Raw genomic sequence first — 20012 nt, forward strand, 5'->3', positions numbered from 1 at the left:
CGGATTATCGCCGGGGCTCTTCGTCATGTCAGCGGTGAGCTATCCCTCAGCCCGCGTCCACCGCCAACGCACCCAGCGCACTGGCCTTGATCCGCTCCTTGGCCTTTTCACAGGCACCGCCGCAATCCAGGCGCGAGGCCTCCAGCTGCGGCGGCAGGTGTTCGGCCAGGAAGTCGATGAACACCCGCACTGCCGGCAGCAGGCCGCGGCGCGAGGCGAACACGGCGTGGCACACGCCCTGCGGCAGCGACCAGTCCGGCAGCACCACTTCCAGCTCGCCATTGCGCACTGCATCGGCGCACACGGTTTCCGGCAGCATGGTGATGCCGAACCCGTCCTTCACCATGCTCTGCAGCAGCGGGAAATCGAACCCGGCCACGCGCGGCTGCAGGTCCACCCGGCGCACCGCGCCTTCCGGTCCGTGCAGTTCCCAGCGCTGGCGCGCTTCGTCTTCGCTGATGCTCAGGGTGACGTGGTTGGCCAGCTCTTCCGGGTCCTTCGGGCGCCCGGCGCGGTCCAGGTACTTCGGGCTGGCCACCAGCAGTTCCTGCACCTGGCCGAAGCTGCGCATCACCAGGCTGCCATCGTCATCCAGGCGCGAACGCACGCGCAGGGCGACGTCGTAGCCTTCGTTGATGATGTCCACGCGGCGGTTGCTGATGTTCAGCTGCAACCGCACCTTCGGGTACTGCTCCAGGAACTTGGGAAGCAGCTTGGGCAGCTGCATCTGCGCCAGCGATACCGGCACGCTGGCGCGCACCACGCCGCGCGGCTCGGCGCTGAGGCGGTCCACCACCTCACGCGCGGCCTGGGCCTCGGCCAGCATGGTCTGGGCGTGGCGATGCACGCTGGTGCCGACGTCGGTGACCGCGAAGCGGCGCGTGGAGCGCTGCAGCAGGCGTACGCCCAGGTCGGTTTCCAACTGGCTGATGCGGCGGCTCAGGCGCGACTTGGGAATGCCCAGTGCGCGTTCGGCGGCGGCAAAGCCACCGTGGTCGACCACCATCGCGAAGTAGTACAGATCATTCAGGTCATGCATGCCCGAGTTCCACATTTAGAACAATACGTGGCATTCAACCACCTTTATCCCGTTGTTGCAACAACCTATCGTTCTCTCCGTCGGCGGGGGCTACCCGCCCCTTCCTCCCAGACCATAGGTGACTGCCATGAAGCTTCTGCATCTCGACGCCAGCGTGCTTGGCGAGAATTCCGTCTCCCGTCACCTGACCGCCGCCGTGGTGGCCCGGTTCAAGCAGCAGATCGAAGGTCTGCAGGTCGATTATCGCGATCTTGACGCCAATCCGGTACCGCATCTGCGCAGCAGCTCGCTGGCCAAGGCCGATGCGGCCGAAGCCGCCGATGCTGAACAGGTGCTCGAGCAGTTCCTCGCTGCGGACATCGTGGTGATCGGCGCGCCGATGTACAACTTCAGCATTCCCTCCACCCTGAAGGCCTGGATCGACCGCGTGGCCGTTGCCGGCCGCACTTTCAAGTACACCGAGAATGGCCCGGTGGGCCTGGCCGGCGGCAAGCGGGTGATCGTGGTCAGCAGCCGCGGCGGCATCTACACCGATTCGCCGGCGGACTTCCAGGAGCCGTTCCTGCGCCAGACGTTCGCCTTCTGGGGCATCAACGACATCGAGTTCGTGCGCGCCGAGGGCATTGCCTACTCGCCGCAGCACCGCGAAGACGCCATTGCCGGCGCACTGGCGGCGCTGCCGTCTCACGAGGGCGCCGAAGCGGTCGCCGCGTAACGCGTTCCAGCGTTCGGCGCCCCTCTCTCCTCGTCTGGGCGCTGAACGCGGGCCGGGATCCCCTCCCCCATCCCGGCCCACCCCTGACGGCCCCGCTTTGCGGGGCCGTTTTTTTGCGTGCGGATGGGTGGTCGCCGGGCATGGTCCCGCGCTACCGGGCTGAGCGGGTAGCGCCGGGCCATGCCCGGCACAAGCGGTACAGTGGGCCATGGTCTACATCGTCATGGCTGCACACCGCAGCGAGTTTCCGCACCCGATCACCCTGCGTCGTGGCCAGGCGCTGGTGGTAGGCGAGCGCTATGAAGGCCCGGAAGGCTGGGACGACTGGTTCCTGTGCGAGGCCGCAGGACAGCAACCCGGGTACGTGCCGGCGCCGGTGATCGGCCGCGATGCGCAGGGTGGCGCCTTTGCCACGGAGGACTACTGCGCGCGCGAGCTGGAGGTGGATCCCGGGCAGGTGCTGCAGGGGCAGCGCACGCTCAATGGCTGGGCGTGGTGCGTACCGGAGACAGGCGAACCCGGATGGGTGCCGCTGGAGAAGCTGCGCGTCGCGGAGTGAGTGCGGCGGTCATCCACGCAGGGCGCGGATCTACTACAGACGGTAGATCCACGCCATGCGCGGGTCCCCACCCCAAAAACGCCGGGCATGGCCCGGCGCTACCGGCGTCAACCGATGGTTTCCAGTCCACCCATGTACGGGCGCAGGGCCTCGGGCACGGTGATGCTGCCATCGGCGTTCTGGTAGTTCTCCATCACCGCGATCATCGCGCGGCCAACCGCCACGCCCGAGCCGTTCAGGGTGTGCACCAGCTCCGGCTTGCCGGTGGCGGGGTTGCGCCAGCGGGCCTGCATGCGACGGGCCTGGAAATCACCGGTGTTGGAGCACGAGCTGATCTCGCGGTAGGTGTTCTGCGAGGGCAGCCAGACTTCCAGGTCGTAGGTCTTGATCGCCGAGAAGCCCATGTCGCCGGTGCACAGCAGCACCTTGCGGTACGGCAGGCCCAGCTTTTCCAGCACCACTTCGGCGCAGCGGGTCATGCGGGTGTGCTCGGCGTCGCTGTCTTCCGGGCGGCAGATCGACACCAGCTCGACCTTCTCGAACTGGTGCTGGCGGATCATGCCGCGCACGTCACGGCCGCCGCTGCCGGCCTCTGCGCGGAAGCACATCGAGTGGGCGGTCACGCGCAGCGGCAGGCGCTCGGCGTCGACAATCTCGTCGCGCACCAGGTTGGTCAGCGGCACTTCCGAGGTCGGGATCAGGTAGCGCGTGGAATCGCCCACGGCGGTCTTGAACAGGTCGTCCTCGAACTTCGGCAGCTGGCCGGTGCCACGCAGCGAATCGGCGTTGACCAGCAGCGGCACGTTGGTTTCTTCGTAGCCGTGTTCGCCGGCGTGCAGGTCCAGCATGAACTGGGCCAGGGCGCGGTGCAGGCGCGCGATCGGGCCACGCAGCACGGTGAAGCGCGAGCCGGACAGCTTGGCCGCGGTCTCGCCGTCCAGCCAGCCATTGCGGGCGCCCAGTTCGACGTGGTCCAGCACCTGGAAGTCGAACTGGCGCGGGGTTCCCCAGCGCGCCTGCTCGACGTTGTCGTTCTCGTCGGCGCCGGCCGGCACGTCATCGGCCGGCAGGTTCGGGATGCCCATCGAGATCGCATCGATCTTTTCGCGCAGCTCGTCCAGCGCCACTTCCGAGGCCTTCAGCTCGTCGGCGAAGGCGGCGACCTCGGCCATGATGGCCGAGACGTCCTCGCCCTTGGCCTTGGCCTGGCCGATGGCCTTGGAACGGCTGTTGCGCAGGCTCTGCAGCTCCTGGGTCCGCACCTGGATGCGCTTGCGATCGGCCTCCAGGGACTCCAGGGCAGACACGTCGAGCTCGAAACCGCGGCTGCTGCGCAGGCGTTCGGCGAGGTCGGCGGGCTGGTGGCGGAGCAGGGCTGGATCAAGCATGGCAGGTGTCGTGGTGGGTATCAGGAACGGGATTATCGCCTGTTATACGGATTTCTGCCGCCCGGTTCATTCCGGCCGTGGCAGAATCGAGCCATTCCGTACTGGTCCGGTCCATGTCTGCTCCCCGCTCGTCGTCCGCCAAGTCGTTCACCGTCCACATTCCGCGCAACGCCCTGAAGATTGCCGGCATCGCCTTCGGTGTCGGCATCCTGCTGTTCGTGCTGGTCTGGCTGACCGGCCGCGACAAGGAATTCTTCCGTGCCGACCCGGCCGTACAGACGCCGCAGGAAACCGCCCAGGTCGAACCGCTGCCGGAACCGCTGGCCGCTGCCGCCGGCTCCAGCGACATGCCCGACGCCAAGCCCGCACCGATCGCGGAAGAGGACGCACCGAAGCTGGTGGAAACCGCGCCGCCGCCCCCGCCGGCCATCGCCGAGCCGGCGCCGGCCGCGCCGGGCAGCCCCGCAGCAGCGACCGCCAATGCGCAGCCGATGCCGATTGCCGGCCAGTCGCCGCCACCGGCCTACCCGGCCGCGGCGCTGCGCCGTGGCGAAGCGGGCAGCGTGGTGGTGCGCGTGGAGGTGGACGCGACCGGCTACCCGAACAACGTGACGGTGATCCAGCGCAGTGGCTCGCGTGAGCTCGACCGCGCCGCCACCGATGCGGTGCGTCGCTGGCGCTTCAGTCCGGCCGTCAGCAATGGCCAGCCGGTGCCGGGCAGCATTGAAGTGCCCTTTGACTTCAAGCCGCAGTAACTGAACGCTTCCCGGCGGCAAAACTGAACCCTGGCGGCAGCGTTGACGCAGCGGTGACACACCGCTACGTCGGGTCGGGCAAGACTCTGGGCGTCGTTACCGACCGAGGAGTTTGCGATGACTGCCACCACCCATGAAAACCTCCATTCGCCGCAGCGGCAGCAGGACGGCACGGTGTCGAACACGCCCACGTCGCCGTGGTTGTGGCTGGCGCTGATCGTGGCGATGTTCGCGGCCGCCTTCATGTGGCTGCGCTTGGCCAACCATGATGACGTGGCGCCCGCCCCGGTGGGCGAGCGCATGCTGCCGGCAACCGAAACACCGGTGGCAACCGCGCCGCCGGCCGCCCGCCAGGCCGCGCCGGCGACGAGTCAGCGCAAGGCGGCGCCGGCACTGCGCAACCGTGAAGCGCGCCCGCTGGCCAGCAACAGCAAGCCGGCCTACCCGGCTGCGGCGCTGCGCAGCGGCGTGCAGGGCAGCGTGGTCGCCAGCCTGAACGTGGATACCCGCGGCAACGTCACCGACGCGGCGATCGTTTCGCGCAGCGGCGAGCGCAGCCGCGACCTGGACCGCGCGGTGCTGAGCACCGTGCAGGGCTGGAAGTTCGAACCGGCGGTGCACAATGGCCGCGCTGTGGCCAGCGTGGTGCGCGTGCCGGTGGATTTCCGTACCGAACAGCGTTGATCGCGGACGAGGGGTTCGTGATGTTCGACGGAGGCTCCGGCCTCCGTCTTTTTTGCGCGCGGGTTGGGATTCCGCCGGGCATGGCCCGGCGCTACCGAGCGGTACGCGCGCGGATGTATTCCGCCGGGCATGGCCCGGCGCTACCGAGCGGTATGCGTGCGGATGCATTCCGCCGGCCATGGCCCGGCGCTACCGGGCGGTACGCGCGCGGATGCATTCCGCCGGGCATGGCCCGGCGCTACCGGGCGGTACGCGCGCGGATGCATTCCGCAGCGGCGCTGTTGCCTCAGGCCAGGTTGAACCCGGCACTGCGCGCCAGGCCGTCGAAATCCGGGAAGGACGTGGCGACGTTGGCGATGTCGTTGATGCGTACCTCGCCATCGCTGATCTGGCCGGCAATGGCGAAGGCCATGGCGATGCGGTGGTCACCGTGGCTTTCGATAATGCCGCTGCCCAGGCGTGCGCCGCCGTGCAGGGTGGCGCCGTCTTCGGTTTCATCCACCTGCATGCCCAGCGCGCGCAGGCCGGTCGCCATCGCCGCCAGGCGATCGGACTCCTTCACCCGCAGTTCGGCGGCGCCGGTGACCACGGTCTGGCCTTGGGCGGCGGCGGCGGCCACGAACAGCGCCGGAAACTCGTCGATCATGTCCGGCACCAGCGCCTCGGGAATGCGCGCGCCCTTCAGCGGCGCGTAGCGCACCACCAGATCAGCCACCGGCTCCCCGCCCTGCTCTGCCGGATTCTCCTCGGTGATGTCGGCGCCCATCAGGCGCAGCGCCTGCAACAGGCCGGTACGGCGCGGATTCAGGCCGACCTGGCACAGGCGCAGTTCGGAGCCGGGGATAATGCTGGCCGCGACCAGGAAGAACGCAGCCGAGGAGAAGTCCGCCGGCACCACGATATCGGTGGCACGCAGGCGCTGGCCGCCGCGCAGGCGCGCCTTGCCCGGCGAGAACGTGATGTCCACGCCGAAGGCGGACAGCATGCGCTCGGTGTAATCGCGGGTGGGATGCGGTTCGAGCACAGAGGTTTCGCCCTGCGCGTACAGGCCGGCCAGCAGCACCGCCGATTTGATCTGGGCGCTGGCCACCGGCGAGGCGAAATCGATGCCGTGCAGTGCCTGGCCGCCATGCACGCGCAGCGGCGGGGTGCCATCGCTTTCGGTGTCGATCTTCGCGCCCATCTGCGACAGCGGGCCGGTGACACGACGCATCGGGCGGCCGGACAGTGATTCATCGCCCACCAGCGTGCAGTCGAACGCCTGACCCGCCAGCAGGCCGGCCAGCAGGCGCATGCCGGTGCCGGCGTTGCCGCAGTCCAGCGGTGCGTCCGGCGCCTTCAGGCCGTCGATGCCCACGCCGTGCACGATCCGCTGCGACGGACTGGGCGTTTCGATACGCACGCCCAGCTGGCTGAAGATGCGCGCGGTGGCGCGGGTGTCTTCGCCTTCCAGGAAGCCCTCGATATGCGAGGTGCCATCGGCCAGCGCGGCGAACATCACCGAGCGATGCGAGACCGACTTGTCGCCGGGAATGGTCAGGCTGCCCTGCAGGGGCTGGCCCTTGCGGGCAATCCAGTGCTGCGCGTTGCTCATCGTTCGATCGTTCCGTAAACGCCGGTTGCCGGCGGTGCATCAGGGGCGGTGGCCGCAGCCATCGCAACAGGAATCAGGGCACGGCCACCGGATAGGAACCGAGCACCTTGATCTGCGCCGAGTGTGCTTCCAGTTCGGCCAGCGCAGCCTGCATCGGCGCATCGTCGATGTGGCCGGCCAGGTCGATGAAGAAGCCGTACTCCCACTTGCCGTGGTGCGAGGGACGCGACTCGATGCGGTTCATGCTGATGCCGTGGCGGGCGAACGGGCTGAGCACGTCGAACAGCGCGCCCGGCTTGTCATGGATGAACACCAGCACCGAGGTGCGGTCGTGGCCGGAGGTCGGGAAGATGGTGCGGCCCACCACCAGGAAACGGGTGGTGTTGTCGGCATCGTTCTGGATCGGCTTGGTGACCACCTTCTTCAGGCCGTACACGTGGCCGGCGCTTTCGCCGCCAATCGCAGCCGCATCGTCGGCATTGCGCGCACGGCGCGCGCCCTCGGCGTTGCTGGCTACCGGAATCTTCTCGGCCTTGGGCAGGTTGGCGCGCATCCATGCCGAGGTCTGCATGAAGGACTGCGGGTGGCCGTACACACGTTCGATGTCCTCGATGCGGCCGCTGCGCGACATCAGGTACTGCTGCACGCGCAGTTCCACTTCACCGCAGATCTTCAGGTTGGAGGTCAGGAACATGTCCAGGGTGATCTGGATGGTGCCCTGCCCCGAGTTCTCCACCGGCACCACGCCGAAATCGGCATTGCCCGCTTCCACTTCCTGGAACACTTCCTCGATGCTGGCCATCGGCAGGCCCAGCGCCGAGCGGCCGAAGTGCTTGAGCACGGCCTGCTGGCTGAAGGTGCCTTCCGGACCGAGGTAGCCGATCTTCAGCGGCTCCTGCTGGGCCAGGCAGGCCGACATGATTTCGCGATAGACATGCACCAGCAGTTCATCGCTGAGCGGGCCTTCATTGCGGTCCACCACCATGCGCAGCACCTGCGCTTCGCGTTCGGGGCGGTAGTAGTCCACCGCCGCAGCCAGCTTGCCCTTGGCCTTGCCGACCTGGTGGGCAAACTGCGCGCGCTCGGCGATCAGGCTCTGGATGTCACGGTCGATCTGGTCGATCTTCGAGCGCACGTCGGCCAGCGCCAGCGGCGCCTGGGTGGGTGCCGGCGTCGCCTTCGATTTTGACTTGGCCTTGGCCTCGGAGGCGGCCACAGGCTTGGCCGCTTCGGCCTTCTTCGGCGCCTTCTTGCTGGATTTGCTGCTTGCCATCGGAATTCCTTGGTGCGGGGCACGCACCCGACGGTGCGCGCCGTTCGTTGCTCAGCCGTGTCGCTGCTGGAAATCGGCCATGAAGGCGACCAGCGCCTCGGCACCGGCCAGCGGCATGGCGTTGTACAGCGAGGCGCGGATGCCCCCGACCACCTTGTGCCCCTTCAGCGCCAGCAGGCCGGCGGCCTTGGCGTCGGTGACAAAGCGGGCGTCGAGGTCGGCGCTGGGCAGGAAGAACGGAATGTTCATCCGCGACCGTGCCGAAGGGGCCACCTCGTTGCGGTAGAAACCGCCCGACGCATCGATCGCGCCGTACACCAGCGCGGCCTTGGCCGCGTTGCGACTGGCGAACTCGACCACGCCGCCTTCGGCCAGCATCCACTTGAACACGAGCCCGGCCAGGTACCAGTTCCAGGTGGGCGGGGTGTTGAGCATGGAATCGCGGGCAACGTGCGAACGGTAATCGAAGATGTCCGCGCGTGGCTGGCCGCCGCGCTCCAGCAGATCACGGCGGATGATCATCACCGCGATGCCGACCGGGCCCAGGTTCTTCTGCGCGCCGGCATAGATCACGCCGTAGCGGCGCACATCCAGCGGTTCGCTGGCGATGGACGAGCTGAAGTCGGCCACCAGCGGAATACTTCCGGTATCGGGCACATCACGGAACTCGACCCCGTGGATGGTCTCGTTGGCGGTGATGTGCACGTAGGCAGCATCCGGCGAGAGCTGCCAGCCGCTGCGCTCGGGCAGCTGGCGATAGCCCTCGGCCTCGCTGCTGGCGGCGATGTTGACGTCCAGGTAGGGGCTGGCCTGCTTCACCGCGGTCCTGCCCCAGTGGCCGCTGACCACGTAGTCGGCACGCTGGCCGGGGCTGGCGAAGTTGAGCGGAATCAGCGCCTGCTGGGTGGTGGCACCGCCGGGCAGGAACAGCACCGCATAGTCCTGGGGAATGTCGAGCAGGCGGCGCAGATCGGCCTCGGCCTCGGCTGCCACGGACATGAACTCCGGGCCGCGGTGGCTCATTTCCACGATCGAGGCACCGCTCCCGTGCCAGTCCAGCATTTCCGCCTGCGCCTGGCGCAGGACCGATTCCGGCAAGGTTGCGGGGCCGGCACTGAAGTTGAACGCGCGCGTCATGTCACACCTGTGGGGCAAGACCTCTAGTATGCCGCAGTGCACCAGCCTTGCGGCCTTGTGCGGCAAGGGAAATTTGGTTTCATTGGAATCCATTTGCCGCGCGGAAGACCGTGCCCGCTGCGGCGGGCAATGCGCCGGGCCGCTCAAGCGGCTGCGCGGGGCGCCGGCACCGGGTCAGGCCCGGCCGATCAGGTTCAGCGTGCGCCGAACCAGAGCAGCAGGCTGAGCACTGCAGCCAGCAGCAAGGCGCTGCCCAGCAGCCACGGCCAGCGCCGGACCCGCCGTTGCGGCATCGGCGCCACCGGTGCCAGCTCGGCCTCGTCGCTGCCCTCGTCGTCGGTGACCGGCGGTCGCCGGCGCGGGTCGTGCGGCACTTCCAGCACGAACCGGTGCTGGCCATCGAACACCAGCTGATCGCCCGCCTGCAGCCAGCAGTGGCGGACCGGCACGCCGTTGACCCGGGTGCCGTCGGTGCTGCCCAGATCGCGCAGCAGCACCCGCTCTGCGTGCACTTCCACGCGCGCGTGCTGTTCGGCAAACGCAGGTTCGTCGATTTCGATATCGGCTTCGCCGCCGCGGCCGATCACCCGGGAACGGGCCAGGGTGAAGCTGCGCCCGTGGTGAAGACCGCCGACGCCGCGCAGCAGGCGCTGTTCGTCCCCGCTGCCGTCGCCGCCCGCAGCCGGCGCAGGGGCCTGCAGCAGCGTCTCGACCTCGCCCTGCAGCACCATTTCCACGCCATCCACGTACACCGCGTCGCCGGCCCGCAGCAGCGCCATGCGCCGCACCGGCCGGCCGTTCACGTGGATGCCGCGGATGCCGTTGCCGACCTGCAGCCAGAGACCGCGATCATCCATGCAGAACTGCGCCAGCAACAGCGCGCCGTTGCCGGCATCGCCCAGGCGTACGCTGCCGTTGGCCTGGCGCACGATGCGTTGCACCCCGGGCCGCAGCGGCTGGTCGGGCTGTTGTTGTTGACTGAAGTGAACAAGCAGGTTCTGCACGCGGCGCAGACTAGCAGGTTGGCCGCCAACGAAGAAGAACCTGCGATGAGCGCTTGGCGCAGGCCTGCCGGATGCGCACAATGCTCGCCCTCTCTGATCATCCCCGCCCTGCGCCAGGAGCCTGCATGTCCACCATCGATGTCCGCCACGCCCACGCCCTGCCCGACGCCCAGGCCCGCGAGGCGATCGAACAGGTTGCCGCCAAGCTGGGCGAGCGCTTCGGCCTGAAGTCGTCGTGGACCGCGGACGTGCTGAATTTCTCGGGCAGCGGCGTGGACGGCGCGATCGAACTGCAGCCGGGCGCGGTACGCGTGACGGCCAAGCTCGGCTTCCTGCTGTCGGCGATGAAGGGCATGGTGGAAAGCGAAATCCAGCGCGTGCTGAAGGAAAAGCTGGGCTGAACCTGCGCTGCGGCCGTCACGGCCCAGCAACGTCGGCGCGCGCTACTCTCGGGGGCAGGCCCAACTCCCCGGGAAATGCGATGAACCGTTACGAGAATGACGACCGCCGCGATGACGATGCCTCCTTTGGCGACCAGGCCGAGCGCTTTTCGCGCAGGCTGAGTGATTCGGCACAGCAGGTCTGGCTGGCCGGGCTCGGCGCGCTGGGCCGTGCACAGGCCGAAGGTGGCCGCTTCTTCGATGGCCTGGTGAAGGAAGGCGAAGCCTGGGAAGCGCGCCGCCGCGAACGTGCCGGTGAGCAGGAGCCCGGCTGGCGCGACAACGTGGAGCATTCGCTGGACGAGGCGCGTGAAAAAGCCTCCGGCACCTGGACCAAGGTCGAAAAGGCATTTGATGACCAGGTGCAGGGCGTGCTCAAGCGCCTGCGCGTGCCCACCGCCGATGAAGTGGCCGCCCTGGAAGCGCGCCTGGATGCCCTCAGCGCGCGCCTGGCCAAACTGGAACACCGGGCGTCGGCCGATATCGATGCCCCCTCGCCGGGCAGCCACCAGGCCCCGGGCAGCACCCCCTGAACCGATTGTTGCAATGCAATAAATTTTCGTTGACAATCGCGTGGAACCCGCCAATCGCTTCGGCTGCCGTTTGTTCCCTCCCCTCACGGCTTCAGGATTGGCGGGTTTTTTCGTGCCCGCCACATGCTGATCTGCGGGCTGCATCACGGTTCCTGTCGGGAACGTCCTGACGCAAGCAGCCAGCCGCCGCTTTACACTGTCTGCTTCCGTTTTCGCCCCTTCCGTCGTCGCCCTGCATGCTTCCCTGGATTCTGGCCCTGCTGTCGGCCCTGCTCATCTGCACCCTGGCCATTGTCTATCTGTGGTGGATCAAGCGCCGGCGCACCGAGATGCAACTGGGCCTGCAGGCCCTGGCGGGCATGCACTGGCGCGAGTTCTCGACGCTGATCAAGCGCATGCTGAGCGAGCAGCGCGGCCTGCGCGAACTGCACGACCCGACCGACGAGAACCGTGAGCCGAGCAGCGATTTCCTGCTCAGCGATGGTCCCAATACCTGGCTGGTGTCGTGCAAGCACGGCCTGGCCTACCGCATCGGCACCGCAGCGGTGAACGAACTGGGGGCTGCCGCGCGCCTGTCCGGCGCCAGGGGCGGTGTGCTGATCACCGAAGGCCGGGTCGAGCGTGACGGGTCGGGAGCGGCCGAGAAGCAGGCGGTGGAAGTGCTGGACGGGCCCCGGCTGTGGCCTTTGCTGCAGCCCTATCTGCCGGCCGATATTGAAACGCGCATCCGCGCCAGCGCACGCCATGAAGCGCTGCGCCGTATCGCCATTGCGGCGCTGGGTGCGGTAACGCTGGGCCTGCTGGTCGGGCTGGGCCTGCAGGGCCTGCGCATGGAGGACCCGGCTGCGGCGCCGGCCCCACGGGTCGCAGCACCGCCTGCGGCACCGGTTGCAGCGCCCGCTGCGCCGGTTGCAGCGGCCAGAGACGCTGGCACCGCCGGCGCAGCGCCGCCAGCGGCAGCCGCCGCCACCGCAACCACCGCCGATCCACGCAGCAACCCGAACCCGGACGCGGCGACGCTGGATCGTTACCAGGCCGAGCTGGCCCGCGCGCTGGCCGGCCAGTCCGGCATCGCCAGCGGCGTCTGGCTGACCCGGCAGACCCTGGCCATCAACCGCACCGGGGAACTGGAAACGGTCTGGCCGCGGGTCTGCCAGGAAGTGCTGCGCTACCCCGCCCTGCGCAACGTGCGCGTGCAGCTCAACGCGCGCCCGGGCGTGGATGAGCCGGTGCGCTGGCGGCAGTGCGCCACGTATTGAATCGGGCAGGGAACCGGCAGCGCCACGCCAGGCGTGGATGCGCCCCTATCGACCACCTGGCGCGAAGCGCGCCACCAGGTCCCACGCATCGCCCAGGAACATCTGCCGCACGCGGGTAATCGGCTGGTCACCCCGCCAGGTGAGGCGCTCGATGACCAGACACGCGGTGCCCGGCTTCACCTCCAGCAGCCTGGCGGTGGCGGTGTCGGCGCCCCAGGCGCTGATGCGGTGCTGGGCGCGCGTCCAGGACACGTTCTGCAGCAGCCAGCTGCCCGGCGCCGTGGTGGTGAAGTCCACCTGCAGCACGTCCGGCACGCCCACCGGGCTGATCAGCCGATGTTCCAGTGCCAGGGGACGGCCATCGGCCAGATGCAGGCAGCGCATCGCCAGCAGCTGCTCGCTGCCGGCCAGCTCCACTTCGCCGGCATTGCCGGCATCGGCCAGGCGCAGTTCGCGCTGCAGCAGGCGGTAGCCATACTGGTGGCCGCGCGAACCCACTTCCATCGCGATATCAGGAATCTCCAGCGCGACCTGTTCCAGGTGCGGCGGCTGCCGCGCCACGAACGAACCGGCGCGGCGGCGGCGCTCGATCATGCCGCTCTCGGCCAGTGCGGTCAGCACCTTGTTCACCGTCATCCGCGAGCAGCCGTACTGCTCCATCAGCTCATGCTCGTACGGGATGCGGAAGCCCGGCGCCCACTCTCCGCTGAGGATGCGGCTTTCCAGATCGCTGCGGATGCGCTGGTTGAGCGTGGCGGACTTGCTGGCCTTCACGTAGGGAGTCTCACTGGCGGGAGGTGATCAGCCCAGCACGCCGCGCAGGGCCGTGGCGAAGGCGCTGGCAATCGCCTCGCGGTGCAGGTGGCGGCCCTCGGCCACGCACTGGCGGCCATGGCGCCAGACCGATCGCAGCGCGCCATTACGTGCGGCGAACACCCAGCTGTCAAGCCATGCGTCACCCTGACGCGCCTGCAGGGCCGGGTGCGTGGCATCCAGTTCGAGCAGATCGGCGCTGGCGCCAGGCTGCAGGCCGGCAACCACGCCCAGCGCCTGCGCACCGCCGTGCAGTGCGCCTTCGAACAGGAACCGAGCGCTGCTGCGGGTGGCATCCGGGGCCAGCACGTTGCGCCCGCGCAGGGCCAGGCGCTGGCCGTATTCGAGCAGGCGCAGTTCCTCGGCCGCATCGATCAGCACATTGGAATCGGACCCGACGCCAAAGCGGCCGCCCTCGCGCGCGAACGCCTGCATCGGGAACAGGCCGTCGCCGAGGTTGGCTTCGGTGATCGGGCACAGGCCGGCCACCGCCCGGCTGGCGACGATGGCCGCGCGCTCGTCGTCGGTGATGTGGGTGGCGTGCACCAGGCACCAGCGTGCATCCACCGGCGCGTGCTCGTACAGCCACTGCACCGGGCGCTGGCCACTCCAGGCCAGGCAGGCCTCGACCTCGCGCATCTGTTCGGCGATATGGATGTGCACCGGGCCTTCCGTCAGCGGCAGCAGCGCGCCCAGTTCCTCGCCGGTGACCGCACGCAGGCTGTGCGGTGCCAGGCCGAGCACTGCGTCGGGCAGTGCGGCCAGTGCCGGCTTGGCGGCCTCCAGCAGCTGCGCGAAGCCCTCCACGTCGTGGATCAGGCGGCGTTGGGCCGGGTTCGGCGGCGCGCCACCGAAATCGGCGTGGGCATAGAACACCGGCAGCAGGGTCAGGCCGATCCCGGTCTGATCGGCCGCCGCGGCGATGCACGCACTCATTTCGGCGCGGTTGGCATACGGCCGGCCATCGGCAGCGTGGTGCAGGTAGTGGAACTCGCCGACGCGGGTGAAGCCGCTTTCCAGCATCTCCATGTACGCCTGGGCGGCAATGGCCTGCACGGCATCCGGGCGCAGATGGGCCAGGAACCGGTACATCAGTTCCCGCCAGCTCCAGAAGCTGTCGCCATCGCCACCGCCGATCTCGGTCAGGCCCGCCATGCCGCGCTGGAAGGCGTGGCTGTGCAGGTTGGGCAGCCCCGGCACCAGCACGCCGACACGGGTATCGCCGCTGTGCGCCTCCTGCCCGGCACTGATGGCCGCAATGCGTCCGTCCCGCACCTGCAGGCGGACATCGCGGGCCCAGCCATCGGCAAGCAGGGCGTGGGCGGCATGGAAGCAGTGCGGGGAACGCGAATCGGACATGGCTGGACAACCCGAAATGGACGCCTATATTGTATAGACATATAAGCACAGCCGCGTTGTGGATGCCATGCACGTCGATACCCTCTGGTCCAACGTCCACCTGATGACCCTCGATGGCGAGGGGCTGGGTGTCCTGCGCGATGCGGTGCTGGCCTGCGCCGACGGCCGCATCGTCCACATCGGCCCGGCCGGCAGCGAGGCCCCGCTGCAGCCGACCACCCGTATCGACGGCGAAGGCCGCTGGATCTCACCCGGCCTGATCGACTGCCACACCCACCTGGTCTACGCCGGCAACCGCGCCAACGAATTCGAACAGCGCCTGCAGGGCGTCAGCTATGCCGACATCGCCCGCGCCGGTGGTGGCATCGTCTCCACCGTGCGCGCCACCCGTGCCGCCAGCGCTGAACAGCTGGCCCGCGAGAGCCGGCCGCGCCTGCTGGCGATGCGCGCCGAAGGCGTGACCACGATCGAGATCAAATCCGGCTATGGGCTGACCCTGGACGACGAGCGCAAGCAGCTGCAGGTTGCGCGTGCGCTGGGTGCGGAATGCCAGGTGAGCGTCGTGCCGACCTTCCTCGGCGCGCATGCCGTACCGCCCGGCCGCGAGGCGCAGGAATACATCGATGAGGTCTGTGCGCTGATGATTCCGGCCATTGCCGCCGAGGGCCTGGCCGAAGCGGTGGACATCTTCTGCGAGAACATCGCGTTCTCGCCCGCGCAGGCGCGCCAGGTCTTCGAAGCGGCGCGCGCGAACGGGTTGGCGGTGAAGATCCATGCCGAGCAGTTGAGCAACCAGCATGGCGCTGAACTGGCGGCCGGCTTCGGGGCGCTGTCGGCCGACCACATCGAACACCTCGACGATGCCGGTATCGCCGCGATGGCGGCGGCCGGCACGGTTGCCGTGCTGCTGCCGGGCGCGTTCTATTTCACCCGCGATACCACCCTGCCCCCGATCGCCGCGCTGCGTGCGGCCGGCGTGCCGCTGGCCCTGGCCACCGACAGCAACCCCGGTACCTCGCCGCTGACCAGCCCGCTGCTGGCGATGAACATGGGCGCCACCCTGTTCCGCCTGACCGTGGACGAATGCATCGCCGGCTTCACCCGGGAAGCGGCACGCGCACTGGGCCACGCCGATCGCATCGGCCGCCTGGCCGTGGGCATGGACTGCGACCTGGCGATCTGGGACATCGACGCGCCCGCCGACCTGGTCTATCGCATGGGATTCAACCCGCTGCACGCGCGCGTGGTGCGCGGGCAGCCCGACCTGCCTGCCTCCTGGAGCAACACATGAGCAACACCCTGGTTCTTCGCCCCGGCCATGTCACCCTCGCCCAGTGGCGGCAGGCCTATCGCGGTGCGCCGCTCGCGCTGGATCCGGCCGCGCTGCCGGCCGTGCGCGCCAGCGCTGCCACCGTGGCTGCCATCGTCGCCAAGGGCGCACCGGTGTACGGCATCAATACCGGCTTCGGCAAGCTGGCCAGCGTGCGCATCGAACGCGAAGACCTGGCCACGCTGCAGCGGAACATCGTGCTGTCGCATGCCGCAGGTGTCGGTGAACCGATGCCGGCCAGCGTGGTGCGGCTGATGATGGCGCTGAAGCTGGTCAGCCTGGCCCAGGGCGCATCGGGCGTGCGCGAGGAAACCCTTCTGCTGCTGGAAGCCATGCTGATCAAGGGCGTGCTGCCGGTGGTGCCGGCGCAGGGCTCGGTGGGTGCGTCGGGTGACCTGGCCCCGCTTTCGCATCTGGCCAGCGTGATGCTCGGCGTCGGCGAAGCCTTCATCGGTGACGAACGCCTGCCGGCGACCGACGCACTGGCACGTGCCGGCCTGCAGCCGATCGAGCTGGGCGCGAAGGAAGGCCTGGCGCTGCTCAACGGCACCCAGTTCTCCACCGCGTATGCGCTGGCCGGCCTGTTCGAGATCGAGACCGTGTTCCAGGCCGCGCTGGTCACCGGCGCGCTGTCGGTGGAAGCGGCCAAGGGTTCTGACACGCCGTTCGACCCGCGCATCCACGCCCTGCGTGGCCAGCGCGGCCAGATCGCTACGGCGGCGACGCTGCGTGCATTGATGCAGGGCTCGGACATCCGCGAATCGCACCGCGACAACGACGTGCGCGTGCAGGATCCGTACTGCCTGCGCTGCCAGCCGCAGGTGATGGGCGCAGCGCTGGACATCCTGCGCCAGGCGGCGACCACGCTGGAAATCGAAGCCAACGGTGTGTCCGACAACCCGCTGGTGTTCACCGATACCGGCGAAGCGCTGTCCGGCGGCAACTTCCACGCCGAGCCGGTGGCCTTCGCCGCCGACATGCTGGCGATGGCGGTGTGCGAGATCGGTTCGATCAGCGAGCGCCGCCTGGCCATGCTGGTGGACCCGGCGCTGTCCGGCCTGCCGGCGTTCCTGACCCCGCGCCCCGGCCTGAATTCCGGTTTCATGATTCCGCAGGTGACCGCCGCCGCGCTGGTGTCTGAAAACAAGCAGCGCGCCTACCCGGCCAGCGTCGACTCCATTCCGACCTCGGCCAACCAGGAAGACCACGTGTCGATGGCCGCGCACGGCGCACGGCGGCTGATGCAGATGGCCGAGAACGCGGCCAACGTGATCGGCATCGAACTGCTGGCCGCCGCACAGGGCTGCGACTTCCATGCGCCGCTGCGCTCCAGCGCCGCGCTGGAAAGCGTGCGCGCCACCCTGCGTGCACAGGTACCGACGCTGGAAGAAGACCGCTACTTCCACCCGGACATGGTGACCGCCACCGACCTGGTACGCAGCGGCGCGCTGGCACAGGGCCTGGGCGATCTGTTGCCGACCGTGGAACCGCAGGCATGAGCCCCCGTCCCGAATGGCTGACCGTGCACGAGGGCGATGCCCCGCTGATCGTCAGCTTCCCGCACACCGGCAGCGAGCTGCCGCACGACCTGATCGGCGATTACCACTCGCCGTGGCTGGCGCGCCGCGATGCCGACTGGTGGGTGCATGAGCTGTACGACTTCGTGCGTGGCATGGGCGCGACCACGGTGCGCTCGGCGATCTCGCGCTCGGTGATCGACCTCAACCGCGACCCCAGTGGCGTCTCGCTGTACCCGGGCCAGAACACCACCGGCCTGTGCCCGCTGACCACCTTCGACAACCAGCCGCTGTACCACCCCGGCCGCGAACCGGATGAGGCGGAGATCGCGCGTCGCCGCGACACCTATTTCGCGCCGTACCACGATGCGCTCGCAGCCCAGATCACCCGCCTGCGTGCACGCCACGGCACCGTGGTGGTCTACGACGCGCACTCGATCCGCTCGCACATTCCGCACCTGTTCGACGGCGAGCTGCCGCAGTTCAACCTGGGCACCGCCGGTCCGTCCGGCGCGCCGGACACCTCCTGCGACAACGCCCTGAGCGACGTGGTGGAGAATCTGCTGGCGCTCAGCGGCATGAGCCAGGTGCGCAACGGCCGCTTCAAGGGCGGCTGGATCACCCGCCACTACAGCAACATCGCCGGCGGCGTGCACACGCTGCAGATGGAACTGGCCTGCCGTGGCTACATGCATGAGCCGCTGCCGGACCAGGTGGACGAACACAGCTGGCCCACCCCGCTCGACCCCGACCACGCCGCACCGCTGCGCCACACCCTGGCGCAGGTGCTCAACGCCTGCCTTGAATTCGCTACGAACCGGAGCGCCGCATGACCCGCAACGACCCGTCCCGCACCCTCGCCGCGCCCACCGGCACCACGCTGAACGCCAAGAGCTGGCTGACCGAAGCGCCGCTGCGCATGCTGATGAACAACCTGCACCCGGACGTGGCCGAGCGGCCGCAGGAACTGGTGGTGTACGGCGGCATCGGCCGCGCCGCGCGCGACTGGGAGAGCTTCGACGCCATCGTCGAAACGCTCAAGCGCCTGGACGATGACCAGACCCTGCTGGTGCAGTCCGGCAAGCCGGTGGGCGTGTTCCGCACCCATGCCGATGCGCCGCGCGTGCTGATCGCCAATTCCAACCTGGTGCCGCGCTGGGCCAACTGGGACCACTTCAACGAATTGGACAAGAAGGGCCTGGCCATGTACGGCCAGATGACCGCCGGCAGCTGGATCTACATCGGCGCGCAGGGCATCGTGCAGGGCACCTACGAGACCTTCGTGGAGATGGGTCGCCAGCACTTCGGTGGTGACCTGACCGGGAAGTGGCTGTTCACCGGCGGCCTCGGCGGCATGGGCGGCGCGCAGCCGCTGGCCGCCGTGATGGCCGGCGCCTCCTGCCTGGCCGTCGAGTGCCGCAGGAGCAGCATCGACATGCGCCTGCGCACCGGCTACCTGGATACCTGGACCGACAACCTGGACGAAGCGCTGCGCCTGATCGACGAATCGTGCAAGGCGGGTACGCCGAAGTCGGTGGGCCTGCTCGGCAATGTGGCCGACGTGCTCGCCGAACTGCTCAAGCGCGGCGTGAAGCCGGACCTGCTGACCGACCAGACCTCCGCGCACGACCCGGTGAACGGCTACCTGCCGCAGGGCTGGACCGTCGAACAGTGGGATGAGAAGCGCGTGAGTGCGCCGAAGGACGTGGAGAAGGCCGCGCGCGCGTCGATGGCCAACCACATCCGCGCCATGCTCGGCTTCCACGCGCTGGGCGTGCCGACCGTGGACTACGGCAACAACCTGCGGCAGATGGCGCTGGAGGAAGGCGTGGCCAACGCCTTCGACTTCCCCGGCTTCGTGCCTGCATACATCCGCCCGCTGTTCTGCCGCGGCATCGGCCCGTTCCGCTGGGCCGCACTGAGCGGCGATCCGGAAGACATCGCCAGGACCGATGCCAAGGTGAAGGAGCTGATTCCGGACAACCCGCACCTGCACCGCTGGCTGGACATGGCCGCCGAGAAGATCAAGTTCCAGGGCCTGCCGGCGCGTATCTGCTGGGTGGGTCTGGGCGACCGCGATCGCCTCGGCCTGGCCTTCAACGAGATGGTCGCCAACGGCGAACTGAAGGCGCCGGTGGTGATCGGCCGCGACCACCTGGACAGCGGCAGCGTCGCTTCGCCGAACCGCGAGACCGAAGCGATGGCCGACGGCTCCGATGCGGTCTCTGACTGGCCGCTGCTGAACGCCCTGCTCAACACCGCCAGCGGTGCCACCTGGGTGTCGCTGCACCACGGCGGCGGCGTCGGCATGGGCTTCTCGCAGCACGCCGGCATGGTGATTGTCTGCGACGGCACCGAAGCCGCAGCCAAGCGCATCGGCCGCGTGCTGTGGAACGACCCGGCCACCGGCGTGATGCGCCATGCCGATGCCGGGTATGAGATCGCGGTGGAGTGCGCGAAGGAGAAGGGGCTGGATCTGCCGGGGATTCTCGGCTGATCCAACCACCGGGATGATTGCCGCCGGGCACGGCCCGGCGCTACGGGAAACTCCTGTAGAGCCGAGCCATGCTCGGCTCACTGCTTGACCCCGTCTCTCAGCGTGACCACCATGCG

Annotated in this window: 19 protein-coding genes; 11 read left to right on the plus strand and 8 right to left on the minus strand. The window is 68.8% G+C overall.

What is annotated here, in order from left to right:
- Window positions 1-46 precede the first annotated feature (46 nt).
- Window positions 47-1039 (minus strand): LysR family transcriptional regulator, encoded by a 993-nt coding sequence (locus tag Q5Z10_RS13545; protein WP_303635940.1) that lies wholly within the window; start codon window positions 1037-1039, stop codon window positions 47-49.
- Window positions 1040-1166: 127 nt separating this feature from the next.
- On the opposite strand from Q5Z10_RS13545, the gene Q5Z10_RS13550 reads away from it, so the two are divergent.
- Both Q5Z10_RS13550 and Q5Z10_RS13555 read left to right on the plus strand, forming a co-directional pair.
- Window positions 1167-1754: an FMN-dependent NADH-azoreductase gene (locus tag Q5Z10_RS13550; protein WP_303635941.1), complete on the plus strand. Its 588-nt coding sequence runs from the start codon at window positions 1167-1169 to the stop codon at window positions 1752-1754.
- 208 nt (window positions 1755-1962) lie between these two features.
- Window positions 1963-2313, plus strand: coding sequence for an SH3 domain-containing protein (locus Q5Z10_RS13555; RefSeq protein WP_303635942.1), 351 nt, complete (start codon window positions 1963-1965; stop codon window positions 2311-2313).
- Between the two features lie 107 nt (window positions 2314-2420).
- On the opposite strand, the gene serS is transcribed toward Q5Z10_RS13555, so the two are convergent.
- Window positions 2421-3701, minus strand: coding sequence for a serine--tRNA ligase (serS, locus tag Q5Z10_RS13560; RefSeq protein WP_303635943.1), 1281 nt, complete (start codon window positions 3699-3701; stop codon window positions 2421-2423).
- Between the two features lie 113 nt (window positions 3702-3814).
- On the opposite strand from serS, the gene Q5Z10_RS13565 reads away from it, so the two are divergent.
- Both Q5Z10_RS13565 and Q5Z10_RS13570 read left to right on the plus strand, forming a co-directional pair.
- A complete protein-coding gene (locus Q5Z10_RS13565) occupies window positions 3815-4456 on the plus strand; it encodes an energy transducer TonB (RefSeq protein ID WP_303635944.1) in 642 nt (213 codons plus the stop codon).
- A gap of 117 nt (window positions 4457-4573) precedes the next feature.
- Window positions 4574-5140: an energy transducer TonB gene (locus tag Q5Z10_RS13570; protein ID WP_303635945.1), complete on the plus strand. Its 567-nt coding sequence runs from the start codon at window positions 4574-4576 to the stop codon at window positions 5138-5140.
- A 286-nt stretch (window positions 5141-5426) separates the two neighbouring features.
- Here Q5Z10_RS13570 and aroA read toward each other — a convergent pair whose 3' ends face one another.
- From aroA to Q5Z10_RS13590, 4 genes are all read right to left on the minus strand, one after another.
- On the minus strand, window positions 5427-6734 hold the full coding sequence (gene aroA / locus Q5Z10_RS13575; protein ID WP_303635946.1) for a 3-phosphoshikimate 1-carboxyvinyltransferase: 1308 nt from the start codon (window positions 6732-6734) through the stop codon (window positions 5427-5429).
- A 73-nt stretch (window positions 6735-6807) separates the two neighbouring features.
- A complete protein-coding gene (pheA, locus tag Q5Z10_RS13580) occupies window positions 6808-8007 on the minus strand; it encodes a prephenate dehydratase (protein WP_303635947.1) in 1200 nt (399 codons plus the stop codon).
- Window positions 8008-8058: 51 nt separating this feature from the next.
- Entirely contained in the window at window positions 8059-9144 is a 1086-nt protein-coding gene (gene serC / locus Q5Z10_RS13585; protein WP_303635948.1) for a 3-phosphoserine/phosphohydroxythreonine transaminase, read from the minus strand.
- A 194-nt stretch (window positions 9145-9338) separates the two neighbouring features.
- Window positions 9339-10148 carry an FHA domain-containing protein gene (locus Q5Z10_RS13590; RefSeq protein ID WP_303635949.1) on the minus strand — a complete coding sequence of 270 codons (810 nt, stop codon included), beginning with the start codon at window positions 10146-10148 and terminating at the stop codon, window positions 9339-9341.
- A gap of 125 nt (window positions 10149-10273) precedes the next feature.
- Here Q5Z10_RS13590 and Q5Z10_RS13595 point away from each other — a divergent pair, with 125 nt between their 5' ends.
- The 3 genes from Q5Z10_RS13595 (at window position 10274) to Q5Z10_RS13605 (ending at window position 12380) form a co-directional block, all read left to right on the plus strand.
- Window positions 10274-10549, plus strand: coding sequence for a polyhydroxyalkanoic acid system family protein (locus tag Q5Z10_RS13595; protein WP_303635950.1), 276 nt, complete (start codon window positions 10274-10276; stop codon window positions 10547-10549).
- A gap of 80 nt (window positions 10550-10629) precedes the next feature.
- Window positions 10630-11121 (plus strand): phasin family protein, encoded by a 492-nt coding sequence (locus tag Q5Z10_RS13600; RefSeq protein ID WP_303635951.1) that lies wholly within the window; start codon window positions 10630-10632, stop codon window positions 11119-11121.
- Between the two features lie 236 nt (window positions 11122-11357).
- Entirely contained in the window at window positions 11358-12380 is a 1023-nt protein-coding gene (locus Q5Z10_RS13605; RefSeq protein WP_303635952.1) for a restriction endonuclease, read from the plus strand.
- A 45-nt stretch (window positions 12381-12425) separates the two neighbouring features.
- Here the strand turns inward: Q5Z10_RS13605 and hutC are convergent, their stop codons facing one another.
- Window positions 12426-13154 carry a histidine utilization transcriptional repressor HutC gene (gene hutC, locus Q5Z10_RS13610; RefSeq protein ID WP_303635953.1) on the minus strand — a complete coding sequence of 243 codons (729 nt, stop codon included), beginning with the start codon at window positions 13152-13154 and terminating at the stop codon, window positions 12426-12428.
- Window positions 13155-13181: 27 nt separating this feature from the next.
- Entirely contained in the window at window positions 13182-14552 is a 1371-nt protein-coding gene (locus Q5Z10_RS13615) for a formimidoylglutamate deiminase (protein WP_303635954.1), read from the minus strand.
- 67 nt (window positions 14553-14619) lie between these two features.
- Here Q5Z10_RS13615 and hutI point away from each other — a divergent pair, with 67 nt between their 5' ends.
- Genes hutI through hutU form a run of 4 tightly spaced genes read left to right on the plus strand, consistent with a single transcriptional unit; the run spans window position 14620 to window position 19896 of the window.
- Window positions 14620-15843, plus strand: coding sequence for an imidazolonepropionase (gene hutI, locus Q5Z10_RS13620; RefSeq protein ID WP_303635955.1), 1224 nt, complete (start codon window positions 14620-14622; stop codon window positions 15841-15843).
- Complete coding sequence (gene hutH / locus Q5Z10_RS13625; protein ID WP_303635956.1) at window positions 15840-17381, plus strand: histidine ammonia-lyase; 1542 nt, start codon at window positions 15840-15842, stop codon at window positions 17379-17381. Before hutI ends, hutH begins: the two co-directional genes overlap by 4 nt.
- The gene (gene hutG, locus Q5Z10_RS13630) at window positions 17378-18232 is read left to right on the plus strand and encodes an N-formylglutamate deformylase (protein WP_303635957.1); all 855 of its coding nucleotides are present in this window, start codon (window positions 17378-17380) and stop codon (window positions 18230-18232) included. The genes hutH and hutG overlap by 4 nt, the downstream gene beginning before the upstream one ends.
- Window positions 18229-19896 carry a urocanate hydratase gene (hutU, locus tag Q5Z10_RS13635; RefSeq protein ID WP_303635958.1) on the plus strand — a complete coding sequence of 556 codons (1668 nt, stop codon included), beginning with the start codon at window positions 18229-18231 and terminating at the stop codon, window positions 19894-19896. The genes hutG and hutU overlap by 4 nt, the downstream gene beginning before the upstream one ends.
- The last annotated feature ends 116 nt before the right edge of the window (window positions 19897-20012 follow it).

The sequence above is a fragment of the Stenotrophomonas sp. 704A1 genome (assembly GCF_030549525.1).
Taxonomy (GTDB): domain Bacteria; phylum Pseudomonadota; class Gammaproteobacteria; order Xanthomonadales; family Xanthomonadaceae; genus Stenotrophomonas; species Stenotrophomonas tuberculopleuritidis.

Coding starts and splice junctions, on each gene's coding strand:
- Q5Z10_RS13545 (WP_303635940.1), bottom strand. CDS start 1,039: ATGCATGACCTGAATGATCTGTACTACTTCGCGATGGTGGTCGACCAC.
- Q5Z10_RS13550 (WP_303635941.1), top strand. CDS start 1,167: ATGAAGCTTCTGCATCTCGACGCCAGCGTGCTTGGCGAGAATTCCGTC.
- Q5Z10_RS13555 (WP_303635942.1), top strand. CDS start 1,963: ATGGTCTACATCGTCATGGCTGCACACCGCAGCGAGTTTCCGCACCCG.
- serS (WP_303635943.1), bottom strand. CDS start 3,701: ATGCTTGATCCAGCCCTGCTCCGCCACCAGCCCGCCGACCTCGCCGAA.
- Q5Z10_RS13565 (WP_303635944.1), top strand. CDS start 3,815: ATGTCTGCTCCCCGCTCGTCGTCCGCCAAGTCGTTCACCGTCCACATT.
- Q5Z10_RS13570 (WP_303635945.1), top strand. CDS start 4,574: ATGACTGCCACCACCCATGAAAACCTCCATTCGCCGCAGCGGCAGCAG.
- aroA (WP_303635946.1), bottom strand. CDS start 6,734: ATGAGCAACGCGCAGCACTGGATTGCCCGCAAGGGCCAGCCCCTGCAG.
- pheA (WP_303635947.1), bottom strand. CDS start 8,007: ATGGCAAGCAGCAAATCCAGCAAGAAGGCGCCGAAGAAGGCCGAAGCG.
- serC (WP_303635948.1), bottom strand. CDS start 9,144: ATGACGCGCGCGTTCAACTTCAGTGCCGGCCCCGCAACCTTGCCGGAA.
- Q5Z10_RS13595 (WP_303635950.1), top strand. CDS start 10,274: ATGTCCACCATCGATGTCCGCCACGCCCACGCCCTGCCCGACGCCCAG.
- Q5Z10_RS13600 (WP_303635951.1), top strand. CDS start 10,630: ATGAACCGTTACGAGAATGACGACCGCCGCGATGACGATGCCTCCTTT.
- Q5Z10_RS13605 (WP_303635952.1), top strand. CDS start 11,358: ATGCTTCCCTGGATTCTGGCCCTGCTGTCGGCCCTGCTCATCTGCACC.
- Q5Z10_RS13615 (WP_303635954.1), bottom strand. CDS start 14,552: ATGTCCGATTCGCGTTCCCCGCACTGCTTCCATGCCGCCCACGCCCTG.
- hutI (WP_303635955.1), top strand. CDS start 14,620: ATGCACGTCGATACCCTCTGGTCCAACGTCCACCTGATGACCCTCGAT.
- hutH (WP_303635956.1), top strand. CDS start 15,840: ATGAGCAACACCCTGGTTCTTCGCCCCGGCCATGTCACCCTCGCCCAG.
- hutG (WP_303635957.1), top strand. CDS start 17,378: ATGAGCCCCCGTCCCGAATGGCTGACCGTGCACGAGGGCGATGCCCCG.
- hutU (WP_303635958.1), top strand. CDS start 18,229: ATGACCCGCAACGACCCGTCCCGCACCCTCGCCGCGCCCACCGGCACC.